Genomic DNA, 22,336 nt, shown 5'->3' with positions numbered 1-22,336 from the left:
CATGCGCAATCCCGCTGCCGGTACGCCGCCGCACCTCGGCGCCGACGGTGAATTCTGCTGGATGGACATCAAGACCCGCGACGTCGCCGACACCGCCCGGTTCTTCTCCGCCACGCTCGGCTGGCGCTTCGCGGTGGACGACGACGACTGGCGCCGCGCCACCACGATTACCGTCGGCACCCACCGGATCGGCACCGTCAGCGACCTGGCCGCCCCGATCTACCCACCCGGCACCCCGCCGCACGTCGCCTACTACCTCGCCGTCGACGATGTCGACCACCGGACCTCGGCGGCCACCACCGCAGGCGCCCAACTCGTCGTCGCACCCTTCGACATCGCCGACCAGGGGCGTATCGCCACCTTGATCGACCCCTCCGGTACGCCCGTATCGCTGTGGCACCGCAAGGGCAGCCACGGCTGGCGACATCCGGCAGGCGTCATCACCGCCCCACACCGGATGATTCTCGGCTGCCCACGACCCGACGAAACCCGCCGCTTCTACCAGGAGACACTCGGCGCGGCCCTGCACTCCGCCGACCTGATCCGGGTTCGCGGCGGAGCGGTCGCCACCCAATGGCAACTCGTCGTCGCCGTCGACGAGGACCTTGACGCACTCGGCGAGCGTGCCGCCCGATCCGGCGGCAACCTCGCACCACCCGTCCCCGGCTCGCAGCCACCTTCCACACGCCGGTTGTTGTCCAGCGCCGAGGGGATCGCCGTCCAGGTGACGGCAGCCACGGCGACGACCGCCGGACACCGGGACCAGATGTAGCGATCTTTCCCGACCTGCTCCGTGTCGACTGGATCCAGATCGCGCAGGCGGGCTGCTCGCGACGCTGGAATCCGCTGCTCGACACAGTCTCGCTCAAGGGGCGCTTGAATCGTGCTTTACTACGGCCACAAAAATAGACGCTGGTTGACATAGTTCTGAGCGTGATCCTAGGCTCGCCCGCACACCGAACTGTTCCACCAGCTTCTCCGTCGACTGCAAGGGAGAGCTGGAACGACGTCCGGTGCGCTGCCGGAATCCGTCGTGAGAGGAACCGAGTGCTGACATGAGGCTGGCCGACTATCTCGACTTTGTTTGCGACCCCGGCCGGGACGACGTGGAAGGATGGCTCTATCCCACGGACGCCTACCTGATGGGCGTCATCAATGATCTGCAGACTGGCCACGGGTTCCGTGGCGATATCGTCGAGATCGGTGCCTACAAAGGAAAGAGCGCGATCCTTTTGGGGTTCTTCCCCGCAGCGGGTGAATCGCTCACGGTCTGCGACATCTTCGACTCCGGTGCCATGGTGAGCGACGGGAACGCCCAGGAGAACGCGGCGTTCTACCCCGGCCTGCACCAGGCGGACTTCGAGAAGAACTACCTGCGGTTTCACGATCGGTTGCCACGCGTGCATGTCGGGCCGTCCGAAGAGCTCGGCAAGGTTGTCGCTGCGGGTTCGTGCCGGCTCGTGCACATCGACGGTGGGCACACCTACGAGGTCGCCCGCGCCGACATGGAGACCGCCCGCCGGGCACTCGGTTCCGGCGGGGTCGTAGTGGTCGACGACTGGTCGAGCGCCCATATTCCAGGCGTGGCGATGGCGCTTTGGGAGCAGTACCTGAGTGGCGAGTTGACTCCGTTGGCCTTCACCAAGGGCAAGTTCTACGCCACCTGGGACCCGGCTGGCCTGACGGCCGGGGAGGTGGCGGACGCGGTGGCCGACCGTGCGGGCATCGAGGTCAGGAGCGTCGTCCGACTCGGCCGGTATGTCGCTGCCAGCGTCACCATGACACTGGGCGACTGGCAGCGGTACAACGCCGGTCTGCGTGCGGTCTACTCCAAGCTTTACGCCGCCGACGGGGGAGCGTCCGCACCCCAGATGGTGGGCTTCTGACATGCGCGTGGCTGTCACCACTCACCCGAATCCGAGCCACCTGGTCGGTGCCCTGTCCGCAGCCCGCGTCGCCCGGCGCGCAGGTTACGAGGTGGCCGTCGTGTCGGGACCCGGGGTCAGCGAACTGATCGAAGCGGCGGGATTCCACGCGCTGACCGTGCCGAGCATGCGGACGATAGACGAACTGCTCAGCGCCCGGGCAGCCGCCGGGCAGGCTCCGGCGCCAGCGGTCCCGCGCCCGGCCGGAGGGAGGACGTCGCGGATGCCCGCCCATCCCTTCATCACTCCGTACACCGGTCGACAGGCGACCGAGATCATCGAGCTGCTCGGGCAGTGGCGACCCACCTGCGTCCTACGGGAGTGCACCGAACTGGGCGGTTACCTGGCAGCTGAGTCTCTGAAGGTCCCGTACGTCACAGTGGATATAGCTCCGCTGTCGCCGTGCGCCCGGCCCGGCGCCCACGACGAACTCAATCGTCTGCGTGCCGAGGTCGATCTGCCGGCGACCGACGATCCCTGGCACCCGGTACGACCGTTCCGGGTGGGGCTAATCCCAGCCGCGTTCTACCCGGCCGAGTTGCGCTGGTCCGGCGCTTCCTACTACCGCCCGTCCGCAGCGGACGAGCAGAAGAACCCGGCGGGGGCCGTCGACGTCTCCCTGCCTGACGGCGAGGGGCCCCTCGTGCTGATGAGCCTGGGGATGAACGCGCCACGCTTCGACCCTCGGGCCGTCGACTTGCTCAATGCCGCCGTCGAGGCACTGGGGCAGCTTCCAGTGCGGGCTGTGGTGGCGATCGGATCGGATCAGGATCCAGACGGATGGGGCGGAGCGCGGGCGACCAACGTACGGCTGGAGTCGTTCGTTCCGCAGCAGGAACTGCTGCCCTTCTGTGATCTCTTCATAACCCACGGTGGATTCAACGGCGTCCGGGAGGCTATCGGCTCCGGGGTTCCGATGGTGACCCTGCCCCTGTTCGGCGACCACCCCGCCACCGCCGCTCGCCTTTCCCGGCTCGGGCTGGCCTTGGAGTTGAACGCCGACACCGTCACCCCGGCGGCGCTGCGCGCGGCGGTGACCACTGTCCTACGCGATCCCGGCTACCGGACCCGCGCCGTGCACCTGCGCCGCCAGATGCGGGCTCTGCCCCCGCTGGACCGTCTGGCCGCCGACCTGCAATCGCATGTCGCGGCTGCGGCCCGGTGACTTGACCCGATCGGTTGTGAGTATCAGCCGGACTTTGAAAGGACCGCCATGAAGGTCGGAGTGACCGGAGCTTGCGGATTCATCGGCACCTACGTCTGCGAGGAGCTGGCACAGCGGGGCCACGAACCGGTGGCATTCGACCGCCAACGCCGAGCGTCGGCACCGCCATGGGAGGTGATGCTCGGTGACGTCCGGGACGCCACCGCGATGTTCGAGTTGGCCGCCCACTGCGACGCCGTCATCCACCTGGCCGCTGTTCTCGGTACGCAGGAGACGATCGGCAATCCACGCCCTGCTGCCGAGATCAACATCTTCGGTGGCCTGAACTTCCTCGATGCGATCACCCAGTACGACCTGCCCGGCGTCTACATCTGTGTGGGCAACCACACCATGAACAACTCGTACTCGATCACCAAGACGACCATCGAGCGGTTCGTCCGGATGTACAGCGTCGAACGCGCGACCCGGGTCAGCAGCGTACGGGTCGTCAACGCGTACGGGCCGCGCCAGCTCGCGGCCGCGCCGTTCGGGTCGAGCAAGGTCCGGAAGATCACCCCGGCCGTCGTGTGCCGGGCGCTGTCCGGCATGCCTGTCGAGTTGTACGGCGGTGGGCACCAGGTGTCGGACATGGTGTGGGTCGGCGACGTCGCCCGAGCCCTGGTCTCCGCCCTGGAGACGGTGGCGGCAGGACGGATCGTTGACGTGGTCGAAGTGGGCCCCGTCCGGTCGGCCACCATCCGTCAGTTGGCCGAGATCGCGATCGACCTGGCCGCCGAACAGGGCTTCAGCCGGGTCCCCATCGTCGATCTGCCGATGCGACCGGGTGAGGATCCGCAGGTGCCGGTCAGGGCGGACGCGCAGACGCTGCGCAGGATCGGCATCGATCCCGGCACCCTGCGGGAGCTGTCCGACGGCCTGGCCGAAACAGTCGACTGGTTCATCAAGACCGAGGGCGAGCACTGGACCGCGCCGAACGGTCTACGCCGCGCCGGCTGACCGGCCCGCCCACACGCCGAGAGAGGATCAACGACCGTGACAGACCTCCCGCCACCTGGGACGGGCCACCACAGCCCAGTCCAGCTCTACCTGGACCTACTCAAGCGTTGCGTGACGAACGTGATCTACCAGGACCCGCCGATCTCTCCGCCGTGGGCGCCGCAGGTACCGTTCGGGCTCGAGGCCCGCGTCGAAGGGCTCGACTGCCCGAGCCAGGCGCACACGATGGTGGGCTTCGCCCGGCTCGACAATCTGCGCGAGCTCACCGAGCGAGTGCTGCGCGATGGCGTACCCGGGGATTTCCTGGAGGCCGGCGTCGGCCGCGGCGGTGCCATGATCTTCGTGCGTGGCGTGCTCAAGGCGTACGGGGTCACGGACCGCCGGGTGTGGCTGGCAGACTCGTTCCAGGGATTCCCGGAGCCTCCCGCCGAAGTCCGGTACCAACTGCGGGACGTGTACCCGGAGCTGGCCGGCGAGGCCGACGAGGGGCGCCGGCAGGCCGCCGAGGCGATGAAGGCGCTGTTCCTCCGGGGCGGTTCGGCCGACGACGTACGGGAGAACTTCCGCCGGTACGACCTGCTCGACGAGCAGGTCAACCTGCTACCCGGATGGCTCGCCGACACGCTGCCAACGGCAGCGGTGCAGCAACTGGCGATCCTGCGGGTGGACAACGATCTCTACGACTCCACCTACCTGACCCTGGAACACCTGTATCCCCGGGTCTCGCCCGGCGGGTACGTCGTCGTGGATGACTATCACTTCCTGGACGAGTGTCGGCAGGCCGTACACGACTATCTGAAGGCCTCCGGTACGCCGGAGCCGGATCTGACCACCATCGACCAGTGCGGCGTGTACTGGCGTAAGGAGATCTGAGCGCCCGTCCGGGTTAGTCGCGAGGTCGCAGCCGCACCTCGAGTCGGGCCGGCCTCCGGCTGAACCGGTTACTGACAATGGCCACGTCCGCGACCGGAGTGACCAGCGCGAGGTCGGGGAACCGGCCGAACAACCGGCCGATGGACTCCTGTAGCTGGACCCGGGCCAGCGGCGCGCCCAGGCAGAAGTGGGCACCAGCGCCGAATACGAGGTGGCTGTTGGTCGATCCGCGGGAGAGGCCGAACGACTCGGGAGCTGACAGCCGCATCTCGTCGCGGCCTGCCGAGTCGATCGACACCAGCACCGCCGCGCCGGCCGGGATCACGACGTCAGCGACGGTGACGTCGCAGGTGGCGTACATCATGCCGGAGAATCCGGTGCTGGCTTGGGCGTACCGGAGGATCTCCTCGACGGCAGCGTCGAGAGCCACCTCGCCCGACCGCAACCGGGTCAGCTCGGTGGAGTGCTGGAACAGTGCCAGCAACCCGTTGCCGAGCTGGGTCGCCACGGTCTCGTAACCGGCGATCGCCAGCAGGAGCACCGTGGAGACCAGATCGTCGTCGGAGAGCTCACCCGGCTGTCGGATCAGCTGGGACAGTGGACCGTCACCGGGCTGGGCGCGTCGGACGTCGAGCAGCTCGACGGCGGCGCGGTGCAGGCGGGACATCACGGCGCCGAAAGTCGCCATCGACGCGCCGCTATCCAGCAGAGAGACCGCCCACTCACCGAAGGCGGGACGGATGTTGTCGGGCACCTCGAACAGTGCGTACAACACCCGCAGCGGCAGCTGGAAGGCGAAGTGCGCCATCAGGTCCACTGGCGGTGGGGTACTGGCCAGCTCGTCGAGCAACTCCTCGACGAGCTGTGCGACCTGGGGTCGCATGGCTTCGGCCTGGCGGACGTTGAACACCTGGTTGACGTGTCGGCGCCAGCGGGCGTGGTCCGCCGGATCGGCTATCGACAGCCCGAAGTCGAAGGCGGGTGTGGCGGGCCGGGTCCGGCCGTCGGGTGACCCACCGGCCTGGCCGGAGACGGCCCGGGCACGCACCGGCCGCCGGCTGAACCGCTCGTCGGTCAGCACCTGCCTAACGTGCTGGTAGCTGCTGACCAGGTACGCGGGTGTGCCGGTGGGAAGCCGAACCTGAGCGACTGGGGCTTCGCGGCGCAGCCGGCCCAGCTCCGGCGGGAGTCGGAAGGGGCATTCGGCGGCGAACGGATACGTCGGCGGATCTGCCGGTGAACCCGAACCGGTGGATACCGAGGTGCCGCCGTCTGCTGAGGTCTTGTCCGTTTCGGTGTTCATCTCAACTCCGCTGACAGGAGGGTGGATCCTCTGGTCATGAAATCCGCGCGACGGACGAGTGGATGGGCTGCCCACCGGTGGCTCAAAAGATAGCGTGGACATCCGTGCTTCGCAAGGTGTCTTGCTTCTGGTCAAGTCGAATAGAACACCGCTGTAGCGAGATTAGACCGAACCTTTAGGCGATCGCCCGCACCATCCGAAGTGAGGCTGTGTCGGGACCTTCGGGTCACCTCCCGGAACTGTCCGTTCGCCCGTTCATCTTCTAGGATTATCGGTGGCCACAGTTTATGAGGAGGACGCCGTGGTGGCGAAGCGCCTGTACTGCTCCATCATCCTCTGGAATCTCTCCCAGTCGGAACAGACGATCACCTCGTTGCGGGGTTACCTTCGTGACTACGCTGTCGATGCGTATTCGCAGATCGTCGGGCTGAGGCAGAAGCTCTGGATCTCGTCGACCGGTCCGGAGGGCGAGCTCTGGGGTGCGGTCTACCTGTGGGACAACGAGGAGGCCGCGTACGGCAGACCGCCGGCCGTATCCCGGGTGGGGGAGTTGATCGGCTACCGGCCGACCAGGAGGGAGTATTTCTCGGTCGAAGCTGCGGTCGAGGGCATCAGTGCGGTCGGCGCGTTGATGGCCGGCCTCGGACTGGCATTCCAGGAACCTGCGGTGGAACCGCTCAGCCGGCCCAGGGAGTACGTCCCCGAGCCTGACGCGTTGGTCATTCCGACGACCAAGGGCGATCCGGGCGAACGGTCCTGACGGCTGAGACCGTTCCGCGCCCGCGCGGCAGCCTCACCGGCCGGTAGCCGCCGGATCCGTTGCCGAGGACTCCGGTGCCGACAGAGTGTCCAGGACCGACAGCGCGTCGGTGCCACTCAACGATTCGCAGCTGCGGCTGACCAGGTAACAGAGCAGGTACCGCTCGGCCATGGTCAGACCGGCTGTGTGTAGTCCGAGATAGAGCAGGCTGGTACCGAGGCGAACCGCCAGGAAGGCCGGGTCGCTCTGCACGTACCGTTGGAGTGCTGCGGAGGCCGCCGCCTTGCGGTGGAATCCGCTCCGGGCCAGCTCGTTGTCGTGCGTGCTGGGATCGACCGGTGCGGCTACCTGAATCTCCCCCGATCGGAAGGCCGCCTCGAACTCCTGCCTCGCCGCCTGGGCGGTCCGGTACCACAGCCCTGCCGGCCCGTCCGTCAGCAGGCCGCCATCAGCCGCTCGGAGGACGCCCTCGACCGACGTGTCGACGACGGATCGCGCACGCTGGTAGCGCTCGTCCATTGACGCACGCGCGGCGTGCGGATCACGGCAGGTGCTGAGGAACGCCTCGGCGTGAGACCGGAAACTGACGAAACCTACCGGTACGCCGTTGAGTGGCAGTTCCGACGCGCCGGGCGCGGCCGACGGTCCCTGCGCCGCCAGCTGCGCCGCCATGACGGACAAGGCTTCCTTGACGAGAGACTGCCGTTGTCGACGGCCGGCGACGGCCAGCTGAACCAGCGCCGGTCCGACCTGTCGCAGGAAGGAGCGGGTGAGGGCGGGCAGGGCCCGTCCGCCGAAAACCGGACCGGCAAGCGGGACGAGGCTGGCGGGACGCACCACTGCGGTGTCGGGGGTCGCCACGATTCCGCGGCCCGAGTGGGCGCGCGCCGTCGGACCCGACGGGTCGACGGTGGCGTCGGCGGCGACCGGCAGCGACCGCTGGATGCCGCCGCGTACGGCCCGGTAAGCCTCGGCCAGGTCGCTGCCGGAGGCCGCTCGTGCCTGCAGGTACAGCGCGGTCGATCCGTGTACGGTGACATCACGGACGAGTACGGTGTCGGCGATCGGCGCCGCTACTTCCGAGACCGTACGCAGCAGCGGTCCACCGACCTCGACGACGGTCGCGCACCAGTAGTCCGCCGGAACGACCAGCTCCAGCTCCCACCACTGCCAATCGGCGTGGGTCACGCCAACTCCGGCTGCGACATCGCCATCTCGAAGGCGAGCTCGATGAGCGTCACTCCGACGTTGCGTACTGGTAAACGGATGCCACGTTCGTCACAGATGAGCCCTCGTCCCCGCAGGAAATCGGTCAGCGGCGCGATGGCCGGACGGGTGAGCACCTCGTCGAGGTCGGTGCCGGTGGAGACGAGCCACTCGTCGCGCAGGATGCCGTCGAACATCGCCAGGCCGGCCTGAAGGAAGGAGATCAGGACACGGTCCTGGCTGGCCGGGACCGCGACGTCGAACTTGGTAGGGGCGTCGACGTAGCTGTGCAGCAGGCCCTTGCGATGCGCCAGGAACTGTTGGTTGACCAGTGAGATCGCCCCGGATCCGAAGCCCACCGTGTCGGCGCGCAGTTGGAAGTACATCGCCGCGAACGGTGACACCTTCCCGAAGTAGCCGGACGCGTACTCACTCAGCCCGGCCGTGGTGATGAGCCGTCGGGCCTGCGTGAACAGGTGCTTCTGATCGCGGAGGTAGCCGCGCTTCTCCTCGGGGTTCATCCGACGTCGCATGAACGTGCCGGGTGTGGGGCGGAACGAGTAGAGGGACAGATGGTTGACTGGCAGTTGTACCGCGTGGTCGACGGTGTACCGTAACTCGTCGAGACGCTGGTCCGGAAAGCCGGACATGATATCGATCGACACGTCGTCGAACCCCACCTCGCGGGCGGCGTGAGTGAGTCGGATGGCCTGGTCGGCGGTGTGCCGGCGGCCCAGCCGCCGCAGCCGGTCGTCGTCGAAGGACTGCACCCCGCTGGACACTCGGTTGAAGCCGAGTTTGCGGAAGAAGGCCAATCTTTCCGCGTCTACCGTGTCCGGACTGCACTCGATCGTTGCTTCGGCGACCATGCTGAGGTCGAACGCGTCCCGCAGGGCTGTCATGACGCGGGTGGCTTCGTCGTTGTCGAGGCTGCTCGCGGTTCCGCCACCCCAGTAGATGACGTACGACATCGTGTCGCTCCCGGCGAGCTCGGCACCGCGCTCGCGAATCTCCCGGCAGAGCGCGTCGATGTACTTCTCCCGGACGGAGTCGCCGGGTTTGCGGAGGAGGTCCTTGTTGGGGATCGCCTGCACCCAGTCGCAGAACGTGCAGCGTGAGTGGCAGAAAGGTACGTGTACGTACAGCAGCAGGACGCGCCTGTCCGCAGTGCTGCTGGGAAGGCCGAGCTGGTTGTCGGCGGCGGGGGCGGTCCTCATCAGCCGGTCCTTTCGAGCAGTCTGCGGGTTGGTTGCCGTCCGAGCGTGTCCCGTGGCGGTGGGGCCGTCGACCACGGGACACGCTCAGTCGTGCGAGCGTTCTCTACGCCGGGTCACCGGACTTCACTGGCGAACCCAGGCGGTCGAGGGTGATCAGGAGGAGCAGCTGCAGCTGCACTCGCAGGTGGTGCAGGACGCCGACATGACCTTCGCGACGACCTCGCTGTCCTCGAGCCGGCTCTCGTCCAGGAACTCCGAGATCTCCAGGTCGTCGATGTCGAGCGTCGAGAGTTCGTTCTCCATTTTGCCACCTCTTTCTCTGAAAGTGGTTCCGGATGCGGCCCCGAAGGTGAAGTTATTGATCGATGGGCGGCTCTGTCAAGCTTTGCCAAACAATCCTTGGCAAAGTAGATTCTGACTACAAGGGTGCTAAAACCTTGTTATGATCCGGCTCTACGGGTGGCATCGTTGACGTCAAGGATAGCCATGGTCCGGACCTGTTGTTGCAGCTAGACCCCTTGGCCTTGGGCAATCGGATGGCTTTTACCGGGGTGTTTTTGTGTTGTCAAGTGTGGTTGCGTCTTGTGGTTGCACCGAGGTAGCCTCACCGAGGTCACCCAGTGGGATGCGTCAATTTCGTATGTTGGCAGCAACGGGAAATTGCGCCACCACCGACTGTCGGAAGGGGAAGTCGTGAGGGATCAGAGCGCCACAGCCACATCCGATTTCGTGAAACCGGACTTCGGCGCTGTGCAGAAGGAGGCCGAGGCGGTCGACGCGAGGGCCGCGCTGGCGTCGCCCGTCGGTAAGGTTCCCGCCGCAGGCCGACCTGCCGTCGCACTGGCCCTGTGGCAGGACCGGACGATCTCCACGGAAGAGCTCATCGCCGCCGCAGAGGCCCGGTGCGCGACTCGCGAGCCGCGATTGCACACGTTCGTGCCGCTCTACACCACCAACCACTGCGACTCCGAATGCAAGATGTGCTCGATGCGTAAGGGCAACACCCGGATGGATCGCAAGTTCTCCGGCCGAAACGAGATCCTCGAGCAGCTCGACATCCTCTACACCCATGAAGGCGTCCGCGGGGTCGGCCTGCTGACCGGCGAGTACCAGGACAAGTACACACGGCTCAGCACGGCGTTCCGGATCGGTTGGGCAATGCGAGCCGCGCTCGACATGGGCTTCGAGCGCATCTACTTCAACATCGGCAGCATGGAACCAGACGAGATCGACGTCCTCGGGGAATGGATCCGCCCCTCCGAACCCGTCACCATGTGCGTCTTCCAGGAGTCCTACGACCGAGAGACGTACAAGCGGTTCATGGGCCGGACGCCGCAGGAGGTGCCGAAGGCCGACTTCGACCGCCGAGTCGTCTCCTTCGACCGCTGGCTCGACGCCGGGTTCCGGTACGTCAACCCAGGAGTGCTGGTCGGCCTGCACGACGATCTGGCCGCCGAACTCGTGGACCTCGTCGCGCACGGTGCCCACCTGCACGAACGCGGCGCCGTGGTCGATCTGTCGCTACCACGGATGCGTCCTGCCAACGCCTCCCGCGACACCACCCGCGTAAACGACGACGACTACCTGCGGATGCTCGCAGTCGTCGCATTCACCTGCCCGGAGCAGCGTCTCGTACTCACCACCCGAGAGCCGCAGGACTTCCAGGACAAGGCCGTCGGTCTGGCCGGAGTTTTCAGCCCTGGCAGCCCGGACGTGGCACCGTACCGCGCGGGCACCCAGGCGCAGAACGATGTGAACACCTCACAATTCCTGGTCGCCGACCTGCGCCGCCCTCGGCACATCCTCAGCCGGTTGCAGGCCAGCGGAATGCGGGTCGATCACTTCGTCGACCCCGCCGGCGTGCCGACCGTCGCGATCGGTTGAACCGGCAGGCAGACCAGCTGCCCGTGTACCTGCTGCATGGGCTGCTGGGCACCGGGTACGGACACTTCAGCGGGCAGATCCGGGCCTGGGAGGGGCGGCACCGGGTGGTACCCGTCGACCTTCCCGGACACGGCCGGTGCCGGCTCGACGCTGGCCCCGACTACCTCGACACCGCGTTGAACTACGTCACGACGGTCATCGAGCGGTTCGGCGGCCCCGGACGGCTGGTCGCCGCCTCGTACCTCGGCGGACCCCTGGCCGTGCGGTGCGCGACCGGTCGACCGGACCTGGTCGACTCGCTGGTCCTTACCGGCTTCGCGCCCGGCCTGCGGCGGGACGCCTTTGTCACCCTGCTCGCCGGATTCGGCACGTTGGTGGAAGCGGACCTCGCCCTGGTCGTCGAGTACGACCGCCTGCACGGCACCCGGTGGAGGGCGACGCTGGCCGCCTTCACCGAGCACGTCGAGCGGGCGTACGAGGACACCGCACTGGTCCGTCCAGAGGCCCTGGCCGCGCTCGACACCGACACGCTGCTGATCAATGGGACGCTCAAGTCAGTGGAGCTGGCGGCCGCGCGCGATGCGGATCGGTACGGACCACGGGTGCACGGACATGTCATCGACGGCGCGGGACACATCGCCAGCCACGACGCGCCGGATGAGTTCAACAGCGCCGTCGAGGCGTTCTGGCGGAAGGAGCACGGCAGTGAGCGATGACGTGCGAGCTCAGCTTTCCCATCTGGTGCAGGAAGAAGACGCCCGTCGCACTCTTGACTCGCTGGAGTCGGTGGTCATCCGGACGTACCTGACGAATCAGGGCTACGGCACGCCCGCCGAGGACGGGCCGCTGACCATCGAGGGGTGGGTGGCATGGGTCGAGCAGCATTCCACCGTTTCCTGACCACATCGTCCGCCACCACCGGGGTGTACTGGGGCGGCGAGCACGCAAGCTGGCGGGACCTCGCGGCCCATCGGGTCGCCGAGGTCCGACCGGGCGGGGCCTACGTGGTTGATCCGTCCGTCGGTCTGGCATCCGTGGCGGCACTCCTCGCGGTGGCGTCGGTCCCGGACACCACCCTGCTGTGGGCGACTCCCGGCTCCATTGGCGCACGCCGGCAGCTCGCCACCGGTCTTTACGAGATCGATCCACCCTTGCCGGGTCCCACCGGCCGCCCGATCTGGGGCGTGGCCACCTCCGGCAGCTCTGGGGCCGCGAAGATCGCGATCGGTCACGCCGACGCCTGGGAACTCGTCGCACTGCACTACGAGCGGGCAATGTTCCAGCCCGCGTTTGACGGTCGCACCCCGGCGGTTCTCGCCACCTGCCTGCCGCTGCAGTTCTCGGCAGCGTTCTTCATGGTCGTTCTGCCCAGCTTGTTCCTGCAGCGGGACATGGTCGTCTTCCCGACGCACGACTGGGCGCCGGTGTCGGAGTCGTCGCGCGACACCTTCGTGCTGGGCGTGCCAGCGGTGACCGCAGCGGCCTGTGCCGGCACCGCCGCACCCGTCGACATGCGGCACGTCCGCCTCTTTCTCGGCGGCGGCCATGTAACCAAGACCCGGGTCGACCTGATCCGGGATCGGTTCCGGGGGGTCTCGCTGGCCAACCTGTACGGGACGGCCGAGACCGGGGCCATCACCGTGGACCATGATCCCGGCCACAACCAGCATGTCGGTCGGCCCATTCTCGGCAAGACCGTGTGGATCGACGAACCGGACGAGCGGGGGGTGGGCAGGGTCGCGGTGGCCGGACCGGACTGCTGCCGCTATCTCTGGCGGCCCGGGGAGTCGCCGCGTGCCACCGGCGATCATGTCGAGGGCATGGATTACGGCCGGTTCGACGCCGCCGGGAACCTGTGTCTCGAGGGCCGGGTCGACGCTGGCGAGAAGCTGCACGGTGTGCTCATCTACCCCCGGGCGATCGAACGCCACCTGTTGCGACTGCCCGGCGTGTCGGACGTGCGGGTACTGGTCGAGCGCCGCGACTCCGGTCTGGAGCGGCTCGTCGCCCGGATCGTTGGCGACGTCGAACCGGCCGCGGTTCGGGCGCACTGCCTGGAGCTCGACGAGCTGGAACGGCCGATCGACGTCCAGGTATTCGCTGATCAGGCGGCCGGCACCGTATACAACGCGCACGGGAAGTTGCGATGACGGCAGCTGACTCGCGTCGGTTCCGCATCCGGCCTGACGCGTTTTTCGTACGACGGCCCGACGGGGTGCGGCTGAGTAACAACTCCGGTTCGTTCACAATCCGCGGTGTTGGCGCCTACCGGCTCGTCGCCGCGCTCTTCGGCAGCCTTGACGGCGAACGCACGCTGGACGACCTGGTATGTGGACTGCCCGACGCGGCCCGCCGTTCTGTGCTGGAACTGGTCGCGACCCTGGACGCGAACGGCTTTCTCGCCAAGGTCCGGCATCCGGCGGAGCCGGTGCCGGACCGGCTCCGCCGGTACTACCCGGCCCAGCTGGACTTCCTCGAACTGCACGCGGAGGAACGGCCGGTGGCGCGGTTCCACCGTGCCCGGTCGACACCGCTGCTCGTGGCCGGTCGTGGCGTCGCGCTCACCGCGCTGCTCGGCGCGCTGACCGATTTCGGGCTGGCCAGACTGCACGTCGTGGTGGCCAAGTCGGACGACGAGCGGGTCGCGCAGGTCCTCGCCACCGCCGAACGACGGGACGACCAGGTGCGGTACGACGTCCAACAGGTCGACCAGGTCCAGCCGGCGGAACTGGTCGACCGAGCGGAGCAGTTGAACGCGCCGATGGTGCTGCTTGCCGACGAGGCGGACGATGATCCAGCGGCGGTCTCCCGCCTTGCCGACGCTCAGGCCCGGCTGCGCGACGAGGGACGGTTCCTGTCGGTTCTCGGCCGATGCGGCGACTTCACGGTGGCTCTGCCCGGCGGTTCCCGCAGTTGTTGGGATTGTATGCACCGCTGGACGGCGGCTCGGGCGGTGGCGACCACCGGTGAACCGCTGCCGATGGCTGCGGCACCCGCCGCGATCGCCGCACTGCATCTGGCACAGCACGCCTTCGCCGTTTTGGCCGGAGTGCCGCAACCCGCGTTCGAGCGGATCGCGACCATCGAACCGATCGCCCCGGTGGTGCGGTCCCACCAGCCGCGCCGGCACCCGCGCTGCCCGTCACACCGGGCGGACCCGGCCACCGCGCAGCACGCCGCGCACGGAACCCGACTGGAGCCCGCCGGTGACGAGGACGATTTGGTTCGTCCCGACGTCCCGACTCCCGAGGACACGGCCGACGTCCTCGCCGTCGCGGACCGGATCGTCGTTGCATGCGCGGGGTGGACCGACCCTGTCGTCGGGCCAGTGCTGGCCCTCGGCGAGGAAGACATCGACCAGGCTCCGCTGGCAGGTAGCGCGTGCCGGGTCGCCCGGCCCGACAACAGTGCCCGGGTGCCCCGTGTCGTCCGCATCGTCTGCCGCGCGGTGTCCCCCAGGGAGGCCCGCAACCAGGTCGTCCTGGCGGCGTGGGAAGAGCTGGCCCGGGAGTTGGCCGACCGCGCCGGGCTGCTCGCCGAGGGCTGGTACGTCGGTGCGGGCTGGTCCCGGGCGGAGTCCCTGTACCGGGCCCGCCTCGCTGCGGCGCAGGCCGTGCCCACCGTGACGCAAGCCGTCCCAGCGGAGGTGGCGCCGACCCGCGCCTTCCCCACCCTGGACGACACGACAGGACCGGTGGGTACGTTCCTCGCCAGCGAACTCGCCACCTGCGGCTCCTGGCGGACGGCTGCCGTGACCGACGACGCGACGGGTTTCGTCCGGGTCGTGCTCGACACCACGACGGGGATCGTCACCGGCCAGGGTCTCACCGCCGGCCACGCCCGGGACAACGCCCTGCTGCGGGCGGTGGCCGACGGCCTTGCGTGCGCTGCCGACGACGGGCCGGTCCGGGCCGCCCATCTGGCCCCGCCGGTACGTACCTGGCCGGAGGCCCTGGCCTGGCTCGACCGGCGGACCCGGTGGGCGGACGGTCTCGACCTCGGCCACCTCCTGGGCTTCCTCGACGACCAGGCGTTCGTTGTGGCCGTTCCGGGGGTGCCGGCATGACGGCGATGGCGATTGCATCGATGGACGTCGTCGGGACCGGCTTCCTGGCCCGTCACCTCGCGGCGCGGCTGACCTGGCCGGCGGGCCCGGGCACCGGGGTCCGCCTCCTGGTCGCCAAACTCGACGACGTCGACAGTCATCACGACACGATGGTGGAATGCGTCGGGCTCGGCCAGTCCCTGCTGTTCGTGGGCATGTGGCGCGCCCTGGTGTACATAGGGCCGATGTGGACGCCCACCCGGGCCGGCTGTCCCCGCTGCCTGGTGATCCGGGTGGCGAACTCTCCGTTCGGTCCGGACGTGGACGGCGACACGATGCCGGAGTCGTCGAGCCAGGACTCGCGGATCTGGTCGCTGCGCCCGGCTGCGCTGGGGATGGTCGAGCGCTACGTCCAGGCTGCCCTGGACGGCGCGCTGCTGCCCCCGGGCCGGGTGCTCGTGCTGGACACCGAGGTCGGGACGGCCGAGCCCCAGGTTTTGTTGCCCGACTCGACCTGCGCTGGCTGCGGCCGGCCCGCGTCGACGACGGTGCCATCGTTCACCCCGACCGACACCGCCATGCCCAAACTGACACCGGTGACCCTGCGTACCCGACAATTGGACGCCGCTACCCTCGGCAGAGACTATCTGTTCTCGGGATTGGGGCTGTTCAAGGAGCTCCGGCAGGACCTGCAGAGCCCGTACGGGGCCTGCTCCGTCGAGTTGACCACTCGCTGGGGGCGGCGGGAGCCGGCCATCGGCCGGGCCCGCAGCTACGCGGACAGCCGCACGATCGCCGTGCTGGAAGGCCTGGAACGCTACGCCGGCCTGCATCGCGGCGGTCGGCGGGCACCGGTGCGCGCGGCCTACGCCGATGTCGCGGACCAGGCCCTCCACCCACCCCGGCTGGGCATGCACCCCGCGAGTTCGTACGCCCGGGAAAACTTTCGCTACCAGGCCTTCGATCCGGACATCGTCGTCGACTGGGTGTGGGCGTACTCGTTCCGGACCGGAGACCGGATCTTGGTACCCGAACGGTCCGCGTTCTGGGGGCCGCGGCACGACCAGGAGGTGTCGTTCTGTTACGACACCTCCAACGGGTGCGCCCTTGGCAACTCTGTCGAGGAAGCGGTGCTGCACGGACTGCGGGAGGTAGCTGAACGCGACTCGTTCCTGCTCACCTGGTACCGACGCCTGGCCCTGCCGGAGGTAGAGCTGCCCACCGATGGGGATCTCGGCGTGCTGCTGCGCAAGGCCAAGCTCTTTACCGGCTTCGACGTCCGTTGCTTTCAGTCTACGATGGAATATCGGCTGCCGACGTTCTGGCTGATGGCGTACCGATCGCAGCCAGGTGTCGGGCCAGTTGTCTTCGCTGGCTCCGGAGCCCATCCGGACCCCCGGCAGGCAGTCACTGGCGGACTCCACGAACTCGTCGGCAGCATCCTGGCCACCCGGCACAGCTATCCACAGCGGCGGCCGGAGGCGTTGCGGATGTTGGCCGACCCCACACTTGTCCGGCGGATGGAGGACCACTCGCTGGTAGGTGCCCTGCCCGAGGCACGCGACCGCTACTCGTTCCTGCTCGACACCGTCCAGCCGACTGTTGCGCTGGACGAGGTCGTGGCCACCGTCGCCGTGCACGATCCGGACATTCGGAGCGACCTGCATCAGGCTGTCGGTGATCTCCTGGCCGTCGGACTGGACGTGCTGGTCGTCGACCAGACGATGCCCGAGCTGGCCCGCAACGGGCTGCACTGTACCCGGGTGATCGTGCCTGGCCTGGTGCCGATGACATTCGGCCATCTGAACCGGCGTACCGAAGGGTTGCCGCGCCTCACCGACGGGACGAGCCTGCCCTACCGCAGTCAACTGGCCGCTGGAGAGGAGGTAGGAAATGTACCGCACCCCTTCCCCTGACCGGATCACCGAGTACCTGCGGCGGCTACGCGAGGATCCGCAGTCGGTCAACGCACCCGACTGGCGGGTGGACTATCCGGACGGGCCGTGGCCGGTGAAGGTGCACCAGAGTGGGACCCGGGTGTCGCCGGAGGGGCCACTGGCGCGGGTGTTGGGCGGATCGGTCGCGGTCACTGCGGTACGGGGCCCTCGGACTACGCTGCGTCGCGCCGTGCCATCCGGTGGTGCGATGCACCCCACCGAGGTGTACGTCTTGTGCGCCCACACCGATCGGCTCTGGCACGTCGACCCGTACCGGATGGAACTGCTCGCATTGCCGGCGGACCGACCGAGCCGTCTCCTGTGCGTGGGTCTGCGGCTCGCGCCCGGGGCCGCCCTGCCGCCCGTCGTGCTGGTCCTGACCAGCCGATTCTGGAAAAACTTCTACAAGTACGGGAACTTTTCTTTCCGACTGGGCGCCGTCGATGCCGGCGTCGTGCTCGGTCGCGTGCTCCGGCTGGCCGAGGCGGAGTTCGGGACCGCCCTGGTCCGCACCGACTTCGTCGACGCCACCGTCAACGCCGCTTTGGGCCTGGACGGCCGGGACGAAAGCGTGTACGCCGTCGTCGGTTGCGGCCCTGTGGAGGCGGACGGCGCGGCCGGACGGGTCGATCCGGCACCGATCGAGGCACCTAGCGTCTTGGAGCGGTCCCGGCGCGTCAAGCGGTCCCTGATGTTCGACTTCGTCCAGGCGAGCGCTCAGGTGCTGCCGCCGGACCCGGTGGCGTTCCGCGCCGCGCCGGAGGTGGCGTCCCGCGTCGGGGCGGTGGCGCTGCCTGCGGCAGCGTCGGTGGACCTCAACGACCCCCGGGTCATCGTGCGTCGACGCTCCGGCGGACGGGCGTTCACCGGCCACCCCGTCGACCCGGCGACGCTGTCCACCGTGCTATGTCACGCCGAGGCCGCTGGCGCGCAACTGCGCGACCGAGCGGATCCGGCTGTGCCGGACATCCGACTGTTCGTGGCGGTACACCGGGTGCGGGGCGTGCCGACCGGCTGGTATGCGTACCGTCCGGACCTGCTTGCCCCGGCCGGCCGGGGCCCGGACCCCGGACTCGGTCCCCGCCTGCAGGAAGCCCTGTTCGGCAGCGGTGTGAACGCCGAACTGGCGGCGTTCACCGTCCACGTCGTGGCCTCCCCCCGCCACGGGTGCCGGTCGGCCCGGCACTACCGCACCCAGCAGTTGGCGGTAGGCGTGGCGATCGAAGCCACCGTCCTCGCCGCGACCGCTGTGGACCTGGGCAACCACCCCTTCCTCGGCTTCGACGCCGGTGCGGTGGACGCGGCGTACGGCCTGGACGGGCAGGACAGCGGCGCGCAGGCACAGATCTGTGTCGGAGCTGTACATGCCGGCGACGAGTGGGAGGTGGCGGTGAGGCCCCGATGACCGGTGACTTCAGCCCGTACGTGCTGTTCCGGCGGGGCGCGTTCGGCCTGCCCGCGCTGCGAGGTCTGGTGCCCGAGCGGTTCTGGGCACTGCTGGACGAGGCGGAGGAGACAGCCCGACGGCGAGCGCCGTTGCGCCAGAAGCTCGCCGACGCGTTGTACGCCGCCGTCCCGCTCAGCGCGACCGAGTATCGGAGGGAACTGCTCGCCATCAGGCGGGCGGTGCACAACGACCGGATGCCGCCCTCGCCGTCCTGCCCCGATTTGCTTTCCGACCCGCTCCGAGGCCTGCTCGACGAATGGCGCGCCGAACGCGGCATCGCCGAAGGGCTGGCGGCGCGGACCGAGGAGGTACTGGCAGCGGAGCTGAGCGCGGGACGGCAGGCGCTGGCCGAGGTCGCCCGAGGCGAGGACTTCCAGCGTGGGGTGCAACTGTCCGGCGAGGACGTCTACCGGGAAGTGATGGCCTATGCCGGGAATCCGCTGGAAGCCCGGCGAAAGGCCAGCCGGACGCGCCGGGCCGAGAGCACGGTGACCAGCTTCGCCTACCGGGTCGCACTGAAACCCTCGCCATTCGGCGCCTTCACCGAAATCGGTGCCGGGCCGTGGGCGCCGGTGCCCACTACGGCGGTTCGGCGTACCCAGGTCCGGCTCAGTGTCGGGCTGGTCATGTGGATGCTGCATCAGTTGCACCGGATCGACGGGGCGGACGCCCTACTGCGGGTCCGGTTGAACAATTCGCTGCGGGTCCAGGACGGCCGTGCTGTCTTCGTCCGCCGACCCATCGAGGGGTCCGAGGACGGGTTCGAGCCGGACAAGGTGGTCGTTGCCCGGCACACCGACCTGGTGCGGGCCCTGACGACGATCCTCGGCGCGGGAGATCTGACCGTCACCGAGCTGTGCGACCGGTTGGTCGCCGTGGGGCTGCCGGCAGCGTCCGTCCGGGACACTGTGGAGAAGTTGATTCGGCTGGGGCTGTGCCACCGCGGGCTCGGGCTGCCGGACCAGACCACCGACCTGGCGGGGGAGGCCGCCGTCCGGCTGCGCCGCCTCGGCACCCCGCAAGCTGCGGCGTGCGCCGAGATCCTCGAAGGCCTGCGAGCGATCGAGCGGACGTACGGCGCCGCGAGTGCCCGACGTCGGACCGACCTGCTTGCCCAGCTCAGAACGCTGGTGCACCGCTTCGCCGAGGTGTGCAGCGGCCCACCACCCACCCCCGAGGCCATGCGGGCGGCGCTCTACGAGGACGTCGGCACCACCGGCCGGCCCAACACCTGGCGGCCGCAGATTCTCGCCGCCAACTGCGACAACCTCGACCTGCTGCAGCGGCTGGTCCCCGTCCTGGACGACGCCACGATCGAGAAGCTGGGCCTGTACGGATTCTTCGTCCAGCAGTTCGGGTCCACCGCGCAGGTGCCCCTCGTCGAGGTGTACCGGCGGTTCGCCGAGTTGCCGCCGGCTGCGGCCAGCGCGGTGATGTGCGGCGTGGACGATCCCACCAGTGCGACGGTACACAGGCTGCGGGAGGACTTCTTCGGCCTGCTGCGGTCCCGGCTGGCCGCCGATCCGGCGGCCGAGCGGCTGGTCCTGGCCCCGGCCGAACTCGCGGCGTTCGTGGACCGGCTCCCGCCCTCCGTGGCACCGTGGCGTTCGGCCGCGTACCGGGTGCAGTTCGATGTTGAAACTGGCACCGCCGTCGTCAACGGGATGACCACCGGGCGCGGGGTGTTCTTTTCCCGCTTCTGCGAGTTGCTGGAGCCCGAGGACTCCGACGGCTGGAGCCTGGCAACGGTGCTGCGGCGGCACGTCGCCCGCACCGCACCCAGGCAGACCGACCTCACGGTGGTGCTGGGCCTGAACTTCAACCTTCATCCCCGGTTGAGTCCGATGGAGTTGGTGTACCCCGGGTCGGTGGCGGCACCCGGCGGTGCCGCACCGCTGACCGTGGGCGACCTCAGCGTACGGGCTGACCGGCAGCGGCACCGCCTGGTGCTGGTGTCCGACCGGGACGGACAGCCTATCGACCTGGTGCCGTTGAACTTCCTCTACCCGGCGGCGGCACCCATGCTGTACCGGTTCCTATGCGTCTTCGCGCCGACCCGGACGTACCGGGGCGGGTTGTGGGACCAACTGGACCGCGCCGACGGGCCGTACGTCGGCCCACGGCCCCGCCTGCTCCTCGGCGATCTCGTGCTGGACCGCCGGTCGTGGCGGTTCGACATCGACGACCTGCCGGCCCTGGCACAGCTCGAACGGTACGAGTCCAGCGGTTTGGCGGACTTCGACTCCTGGCGCCGATCCGTCGGCCTGCCGCGACAGGTGTTCTTCCGGCTGGTTCCGCCACGGGCGGTGCCGCACGGCGAGCGGGACCTGCTCGCCGAAACCCGGCAGTGGGCGTTGGAAGCGCGCAGCGCCCGACTGCACAAACCGCACTACCTGGATACCCGCAATCCCTTCCTGGCACACGTCTTCGCGAAGCAGGCGAGGGCGATTCGCGGCGGATCCGTGGTGCTCCACGAGTGCCTGCCCCAGACGGCGGACCAGGACGGGGCGGGCGGCGCCGAAGAGTTCTTCGTGGAGTTCAACCGGAGGGTGACCGATGTCGGGTGATGTCTGGCGCAGTGTGCACGTGCACCGGCTCGGTGGGCAGGACGCGTTCCTGACCGATGGGCTGGGTCCCGCGCTGGCCGCCCTGCGGGCGCAATGCCGCGTCCGCCGGGCGTTTTTTCTGCGGTACTGGGAGGGCGGACACCACGTCCGGGTGCGGGTCCGGTGCGCGTCGACGGACGCCGATGCCGTCGTAGCGGACCTGGCCGGGGTGCTGACCCGGTACCTGCGCGTACACCCGGAGGACCATTCGTTCGACCTCGACGAGTTCGCGCGTATCGCACAACCCACGATGGCCGCGCTGGAGGGAATACCGGCGGGAAGCACGTACCCACCGGGCACTGTCCGCGAGGCACCGTACGTCCCCGAGTACGACAAATACGGCGGACCGGCCGGGGTGGCCGTAGCCGAGGAGTTCTTCGACCGTAGTGCCAGCCTGGCGCTGAGCGTACTACCGCAGGTGATCGAACGCCCCGGCCGCCGTCTGGGCCTGGGCTTCACGATGATGCTCCGAGGTCTCGACGCGGCGGGGTTGTCGCTGGCGGAGGCGGCGGCGTTCCTGCGCCACTACTGCCTCATGTGGTCGCCCTACGTCTTCGACGAGTTCCTCGACACCTGGCCGCAGCTCCTGGCACAACGCCGAGGCCAGGTGACTGCCCAGACCGGGCGGCTGCTCGCCGCCCGACCGCTGACCGACGGCTACAGCACGGCGGTACGGACGGCCGTCGCCGCAGTGGCAGCCGAGGCGACGGTGCTGCGGGCGGTGACGTTGGCCGGTCCGGACGCCGACCCGGCACGCCGCCGCCGGGTGCTGTTGGTCAGCTACCTACACACCCACAACAACCGGCTCGGTCTCACCCCGGAGCAGGAGGCGTTCCTGGGCTACCTGGGGCACCACGTGCTCGCCGAGTATGCCGGCACCGTCGCGGACCAGGATCTGCTCCAGCAGACCCGCGCCGAACGGGCACAGCGGTTCAGTGCCCTGACTCACCCCGTTTCTTGACCCCAAGCCGG

19 protein-coding genes are annotated in these 22,336 nt (G+C 68.8%); 15 read left to right on the top strand and 4 right to left on the bottom strand.

Going from position 1 to position 22,336, the window contains the following annotated elements; genetic code table 11:
- Position 1: 1 nt before the first annotated feature.
- From EDC02_RS25915 to EDC02_RS25895, 5 genes are all read left to right on the top strand, one after another.
- Positions 2–772: a VOC family protein gene (locus EDC02_RS25915; protein ID WP_148083628.1), complete on the top strand. Its 771-nt coding sequence runs from the start codon at positions 2–4 to the stop codon at positions 770–772.
- Positions 773–1,055: 283 nt separating this feature from the next.
- Positions 1,056–1,886: a class I SAM-dependent methyltransferase gene (locus EDC02_RS25910; protein ID WP_123604198.1), complete on the top strand. Its 831-nt coding sequence runs from the start codon at positions 1,056–1,058 to the stop codon at positions 1,884–1,886.
- A 1-nt stretch (position 1,887) separates the two neighbouring features.
- Positions 1,888–3,090 (top strand): glycosyltransferase, encoded by a 1,203-nt coding sequence (locus EDC02_RS25905; protein WP_123604197.1) that lies wholly within the window; start codon positions 1,888–1,890, stop codon positions 3,088–3,090.
- A gap of 48 nt (positions 3,091–3,138) precedes the next feature.
- Entirely contained in the window at positions 3,139–4,086 is a 948-nt protein-coding gene (locus EDC02_RS25900) for an NAD(P)-dependent oxidoreductase (protein ID WP_123604196.1), read from the top strand.
- A gap of 36 nt (positions 4,087–4,122) precedes the next feature.
- Entirely contained in the window at positions 4,123–4,959 is an 837-nt protein-coding gene (locus EDC02_RS25895; RefSeq protein ID WP_199757770.1) for a TylF/MycF/NovP-related O-methyltransferase, read from the top strand.
- A 13-nt stretch (positions 4,960–4,972) separates the two neighbouring features.
- Here the strand turns inward: EDC02_RS25895 and EDC02_RS25890 are convergent, their stop codons facing one another.
- Positions 4,973–6,262 carry a cytochrome P450 gene (locus EDC02_RS25890; RefSeq protein WP_158632306.1) on the bottom strand — a complete coding sequence of 430 codons (1,290 nt, stop codon included), beginning with the start codon at positions 6,260–6,262 and terminating at the stop codon, positions 4,973–4,975.
- Between the two features lie 274 nt (positions 6,263–6,536).
- Here EDC02_RS25890 and EDC02_RS25885 point away from each other — a divergent pair, with 274 nt between their 5' ends.
- A complete protein-coding gene (locus EDC02_RS25885; RefSeq protein ID WP_199757769.1) occupies positions 6,537–7,022 on the top strand; it encodes a hypothetical protein in 486 nt (161 codons plus the stop codon).
- 33 nt (positions 7,023–7,055) lie between these two features.
- Here EDC02_RS25885 and EDC02_RS25880 read toward each other — a convergent pair whose 3' ends face one another.
- From EDC02_RS25880 to EDC02_RS25870, 3 genes are all read right to left on the bottom strand, one after another.
- The gene (locus EDC02_RS25880; RefSeq protein WP_123604194.1) at positions 7,056–8,210 is read right to left on the bottom strand and encodes a hypothetical protein; all 1,155 of its coding nucleotides are present in this window, start codon (positions 8,208–8,210) and stop codon (positions 7,056–7,058) included.
- Positions 8,207–9,445 (bottom strand): coproporphyrinogen-III oxidase family protein, encoded by a 1,239-nt coding sequence (locus EDC02_RS25875; protein WP_123604193.1) that lies wholly within the window; start codon positions 9,443–9,445, stop codon positions 8,207–8,209. Before EDC02_RS25875 ends, EDC02_RS25880 begins: the two co-directional genes overlap by 4 nt.
- Before the next feature lie 153 nt (positions 9,446–9,598).
- Positions 9,599–9,748 carry a thiocillin/thiostrepton family thiazolyl peptide gene (locus tag EDC02_RS25870; RefSeq protein ID WP_089009173.1) on the bottom strand — a complete coding sequence of 50 codons (150 nt, stop codon included), beginning with the start codon at positions 9,746–9,748 and terminating at the stop codon, positions 9,599–9,601.
- Positions 9,749–10,174: 426 nt separating this feature from the next.
- Here EDC02_RS25870 and nocL point away from each other — a divergent pair, with 426 nt between their 5' ends.
- The 9 genes from nocL to EDC02_RS25825 are packed head-to-tail and all read left to right on the top strand — an operon-like array spanning position 10,175 to position 22,325.
- Positions 10,175–11,329, top strand: coding sequence for a 3-methyl-2-indolic acid synthase (nocL, locus tag EDC02_RS25865; protein WP_158632305.1), 1,155 nt, complete (start codon positions 10,175–10,177; stop codon positions 11,327–11,329).
- Positions 11,326–12,045, top strand: coding sequence for an alpha/beta fold hydrolase (locus EDC02_RS25860; RefSeq protein ID WP_123604191.1), 720 nt, complete (start codon positions 11,326–11,328; stop codon positions 12,043–12,045). The genes nocL and EDC02_RS25860 overlap by 4 nt, the downstream gene beginning before the upstream one ends.
- Positions 12,035–12,229, top strand: a complete 195-nt coding sequence (locus tag EDC02_RS25855; protein WP_123604190.1) for a hypothetical protein — start codon at positions 12,035–12,037, stop codon at positions 12,227–12,229. The genes EDC02_RS25860 and EDC02_RS25855 overlap by 11 nt, the downstream gene beginning before the upstream one ends.
- A complete protein-coding gene (locus EDC02_RS25850) occupies positions 12,199–13,479 on the top strand; it encodes an AMP-binding protein (RefSeq protein ID WP_123604189.1) in 1,281 nt (426 codons plus the stop codon). Before EDC02_RS25855 ends, EDC02_RS25850 begins: the two co-directional genes overlap by 31 nt.
- Positions 13,476–15,395: a hypothetical protein gene (locus EDC02_RS25845; RefSeq protein WP_148083627.1), complete on the top strand. Its 1,920-nt coding sequence runs from the start codon at positions 13,476–13,478 to the stop codon at positions 15,393–15,395. The genes EDC02_RS25850 and EDC02_RS25845 overlap by 4 nt, the downstream gene beginning before the upstream one ends.
- A gap of 5 nt (positions 15,396–15,400) precedes the next feature.
- Positions 15,401–17,290 carry a TOMM precursor leader peptide-binding protein gene (locus tag EDC02_RS25840; protein ID WP_158632304.1) on the top strand — a complete coding sequence of 630 codons (1,890 nt, stop codon included), beginning with the start codon at positions 15,401–15,403 and terminating at the stop codon, positions 17,288–17,290.
- Positions 17,268–18,716: a nitroreductase family protein gene (locus tag EDC02_RS25835; protein WP_123604186.1), complete on the top strand. Its 1,449-nt coding sequence runs from the start codon at positions 17,268–17,270 to the stop codon at positions 18,714–18,716. Before EDC02_RS25840 ends, EDC02_RS25835 begins: the two co-directional genes overlap by 23 nt.
- Entirely contained in the window at positions 18,713–21,325 is a 2,613-nt protein-coding gene (locus EDC02_RS25830; protein WP_148083626.1) for a lantibiotic dehydratase, read from the top strand. The genes EDC02_RS25835 and EDC02_RS25830 overlap by 4 nt, the downstream gene beginning before the upstream one ends.
- Complete coding sequence (locus EDC02_RS25825) at positions 21,315–22,325, top strand: lantibiotic dehydratase C-terminal domain-containing protein (RefSeq protein ID WP_123604184.1); 1,011 nt, start codon at positions 21,315–21,317, stop codon at positions 22,323–22,325. Before EDC02_RS25830 ends, EDC02_RS25825 begins: the two co-directional genes overlap by 11 nt.
- The last annotated feature ends 11 nt before the right edge of the window (positions 22,326–22,336 follow it).

The sequence above is a fragment of the Micromonospora sp. Llam0 genome (assembly GCF_003751085.1).
GTDB lineage: Bacteria > Actinomycetota > Actinomycetes > Mycobacteriales > Micromonosporaceae > Micromonospora_E.
Note: the sequence above shows the minus strand (reverse complement) of the source record. Positions and strands in the feature narration are given on the sequence as shown.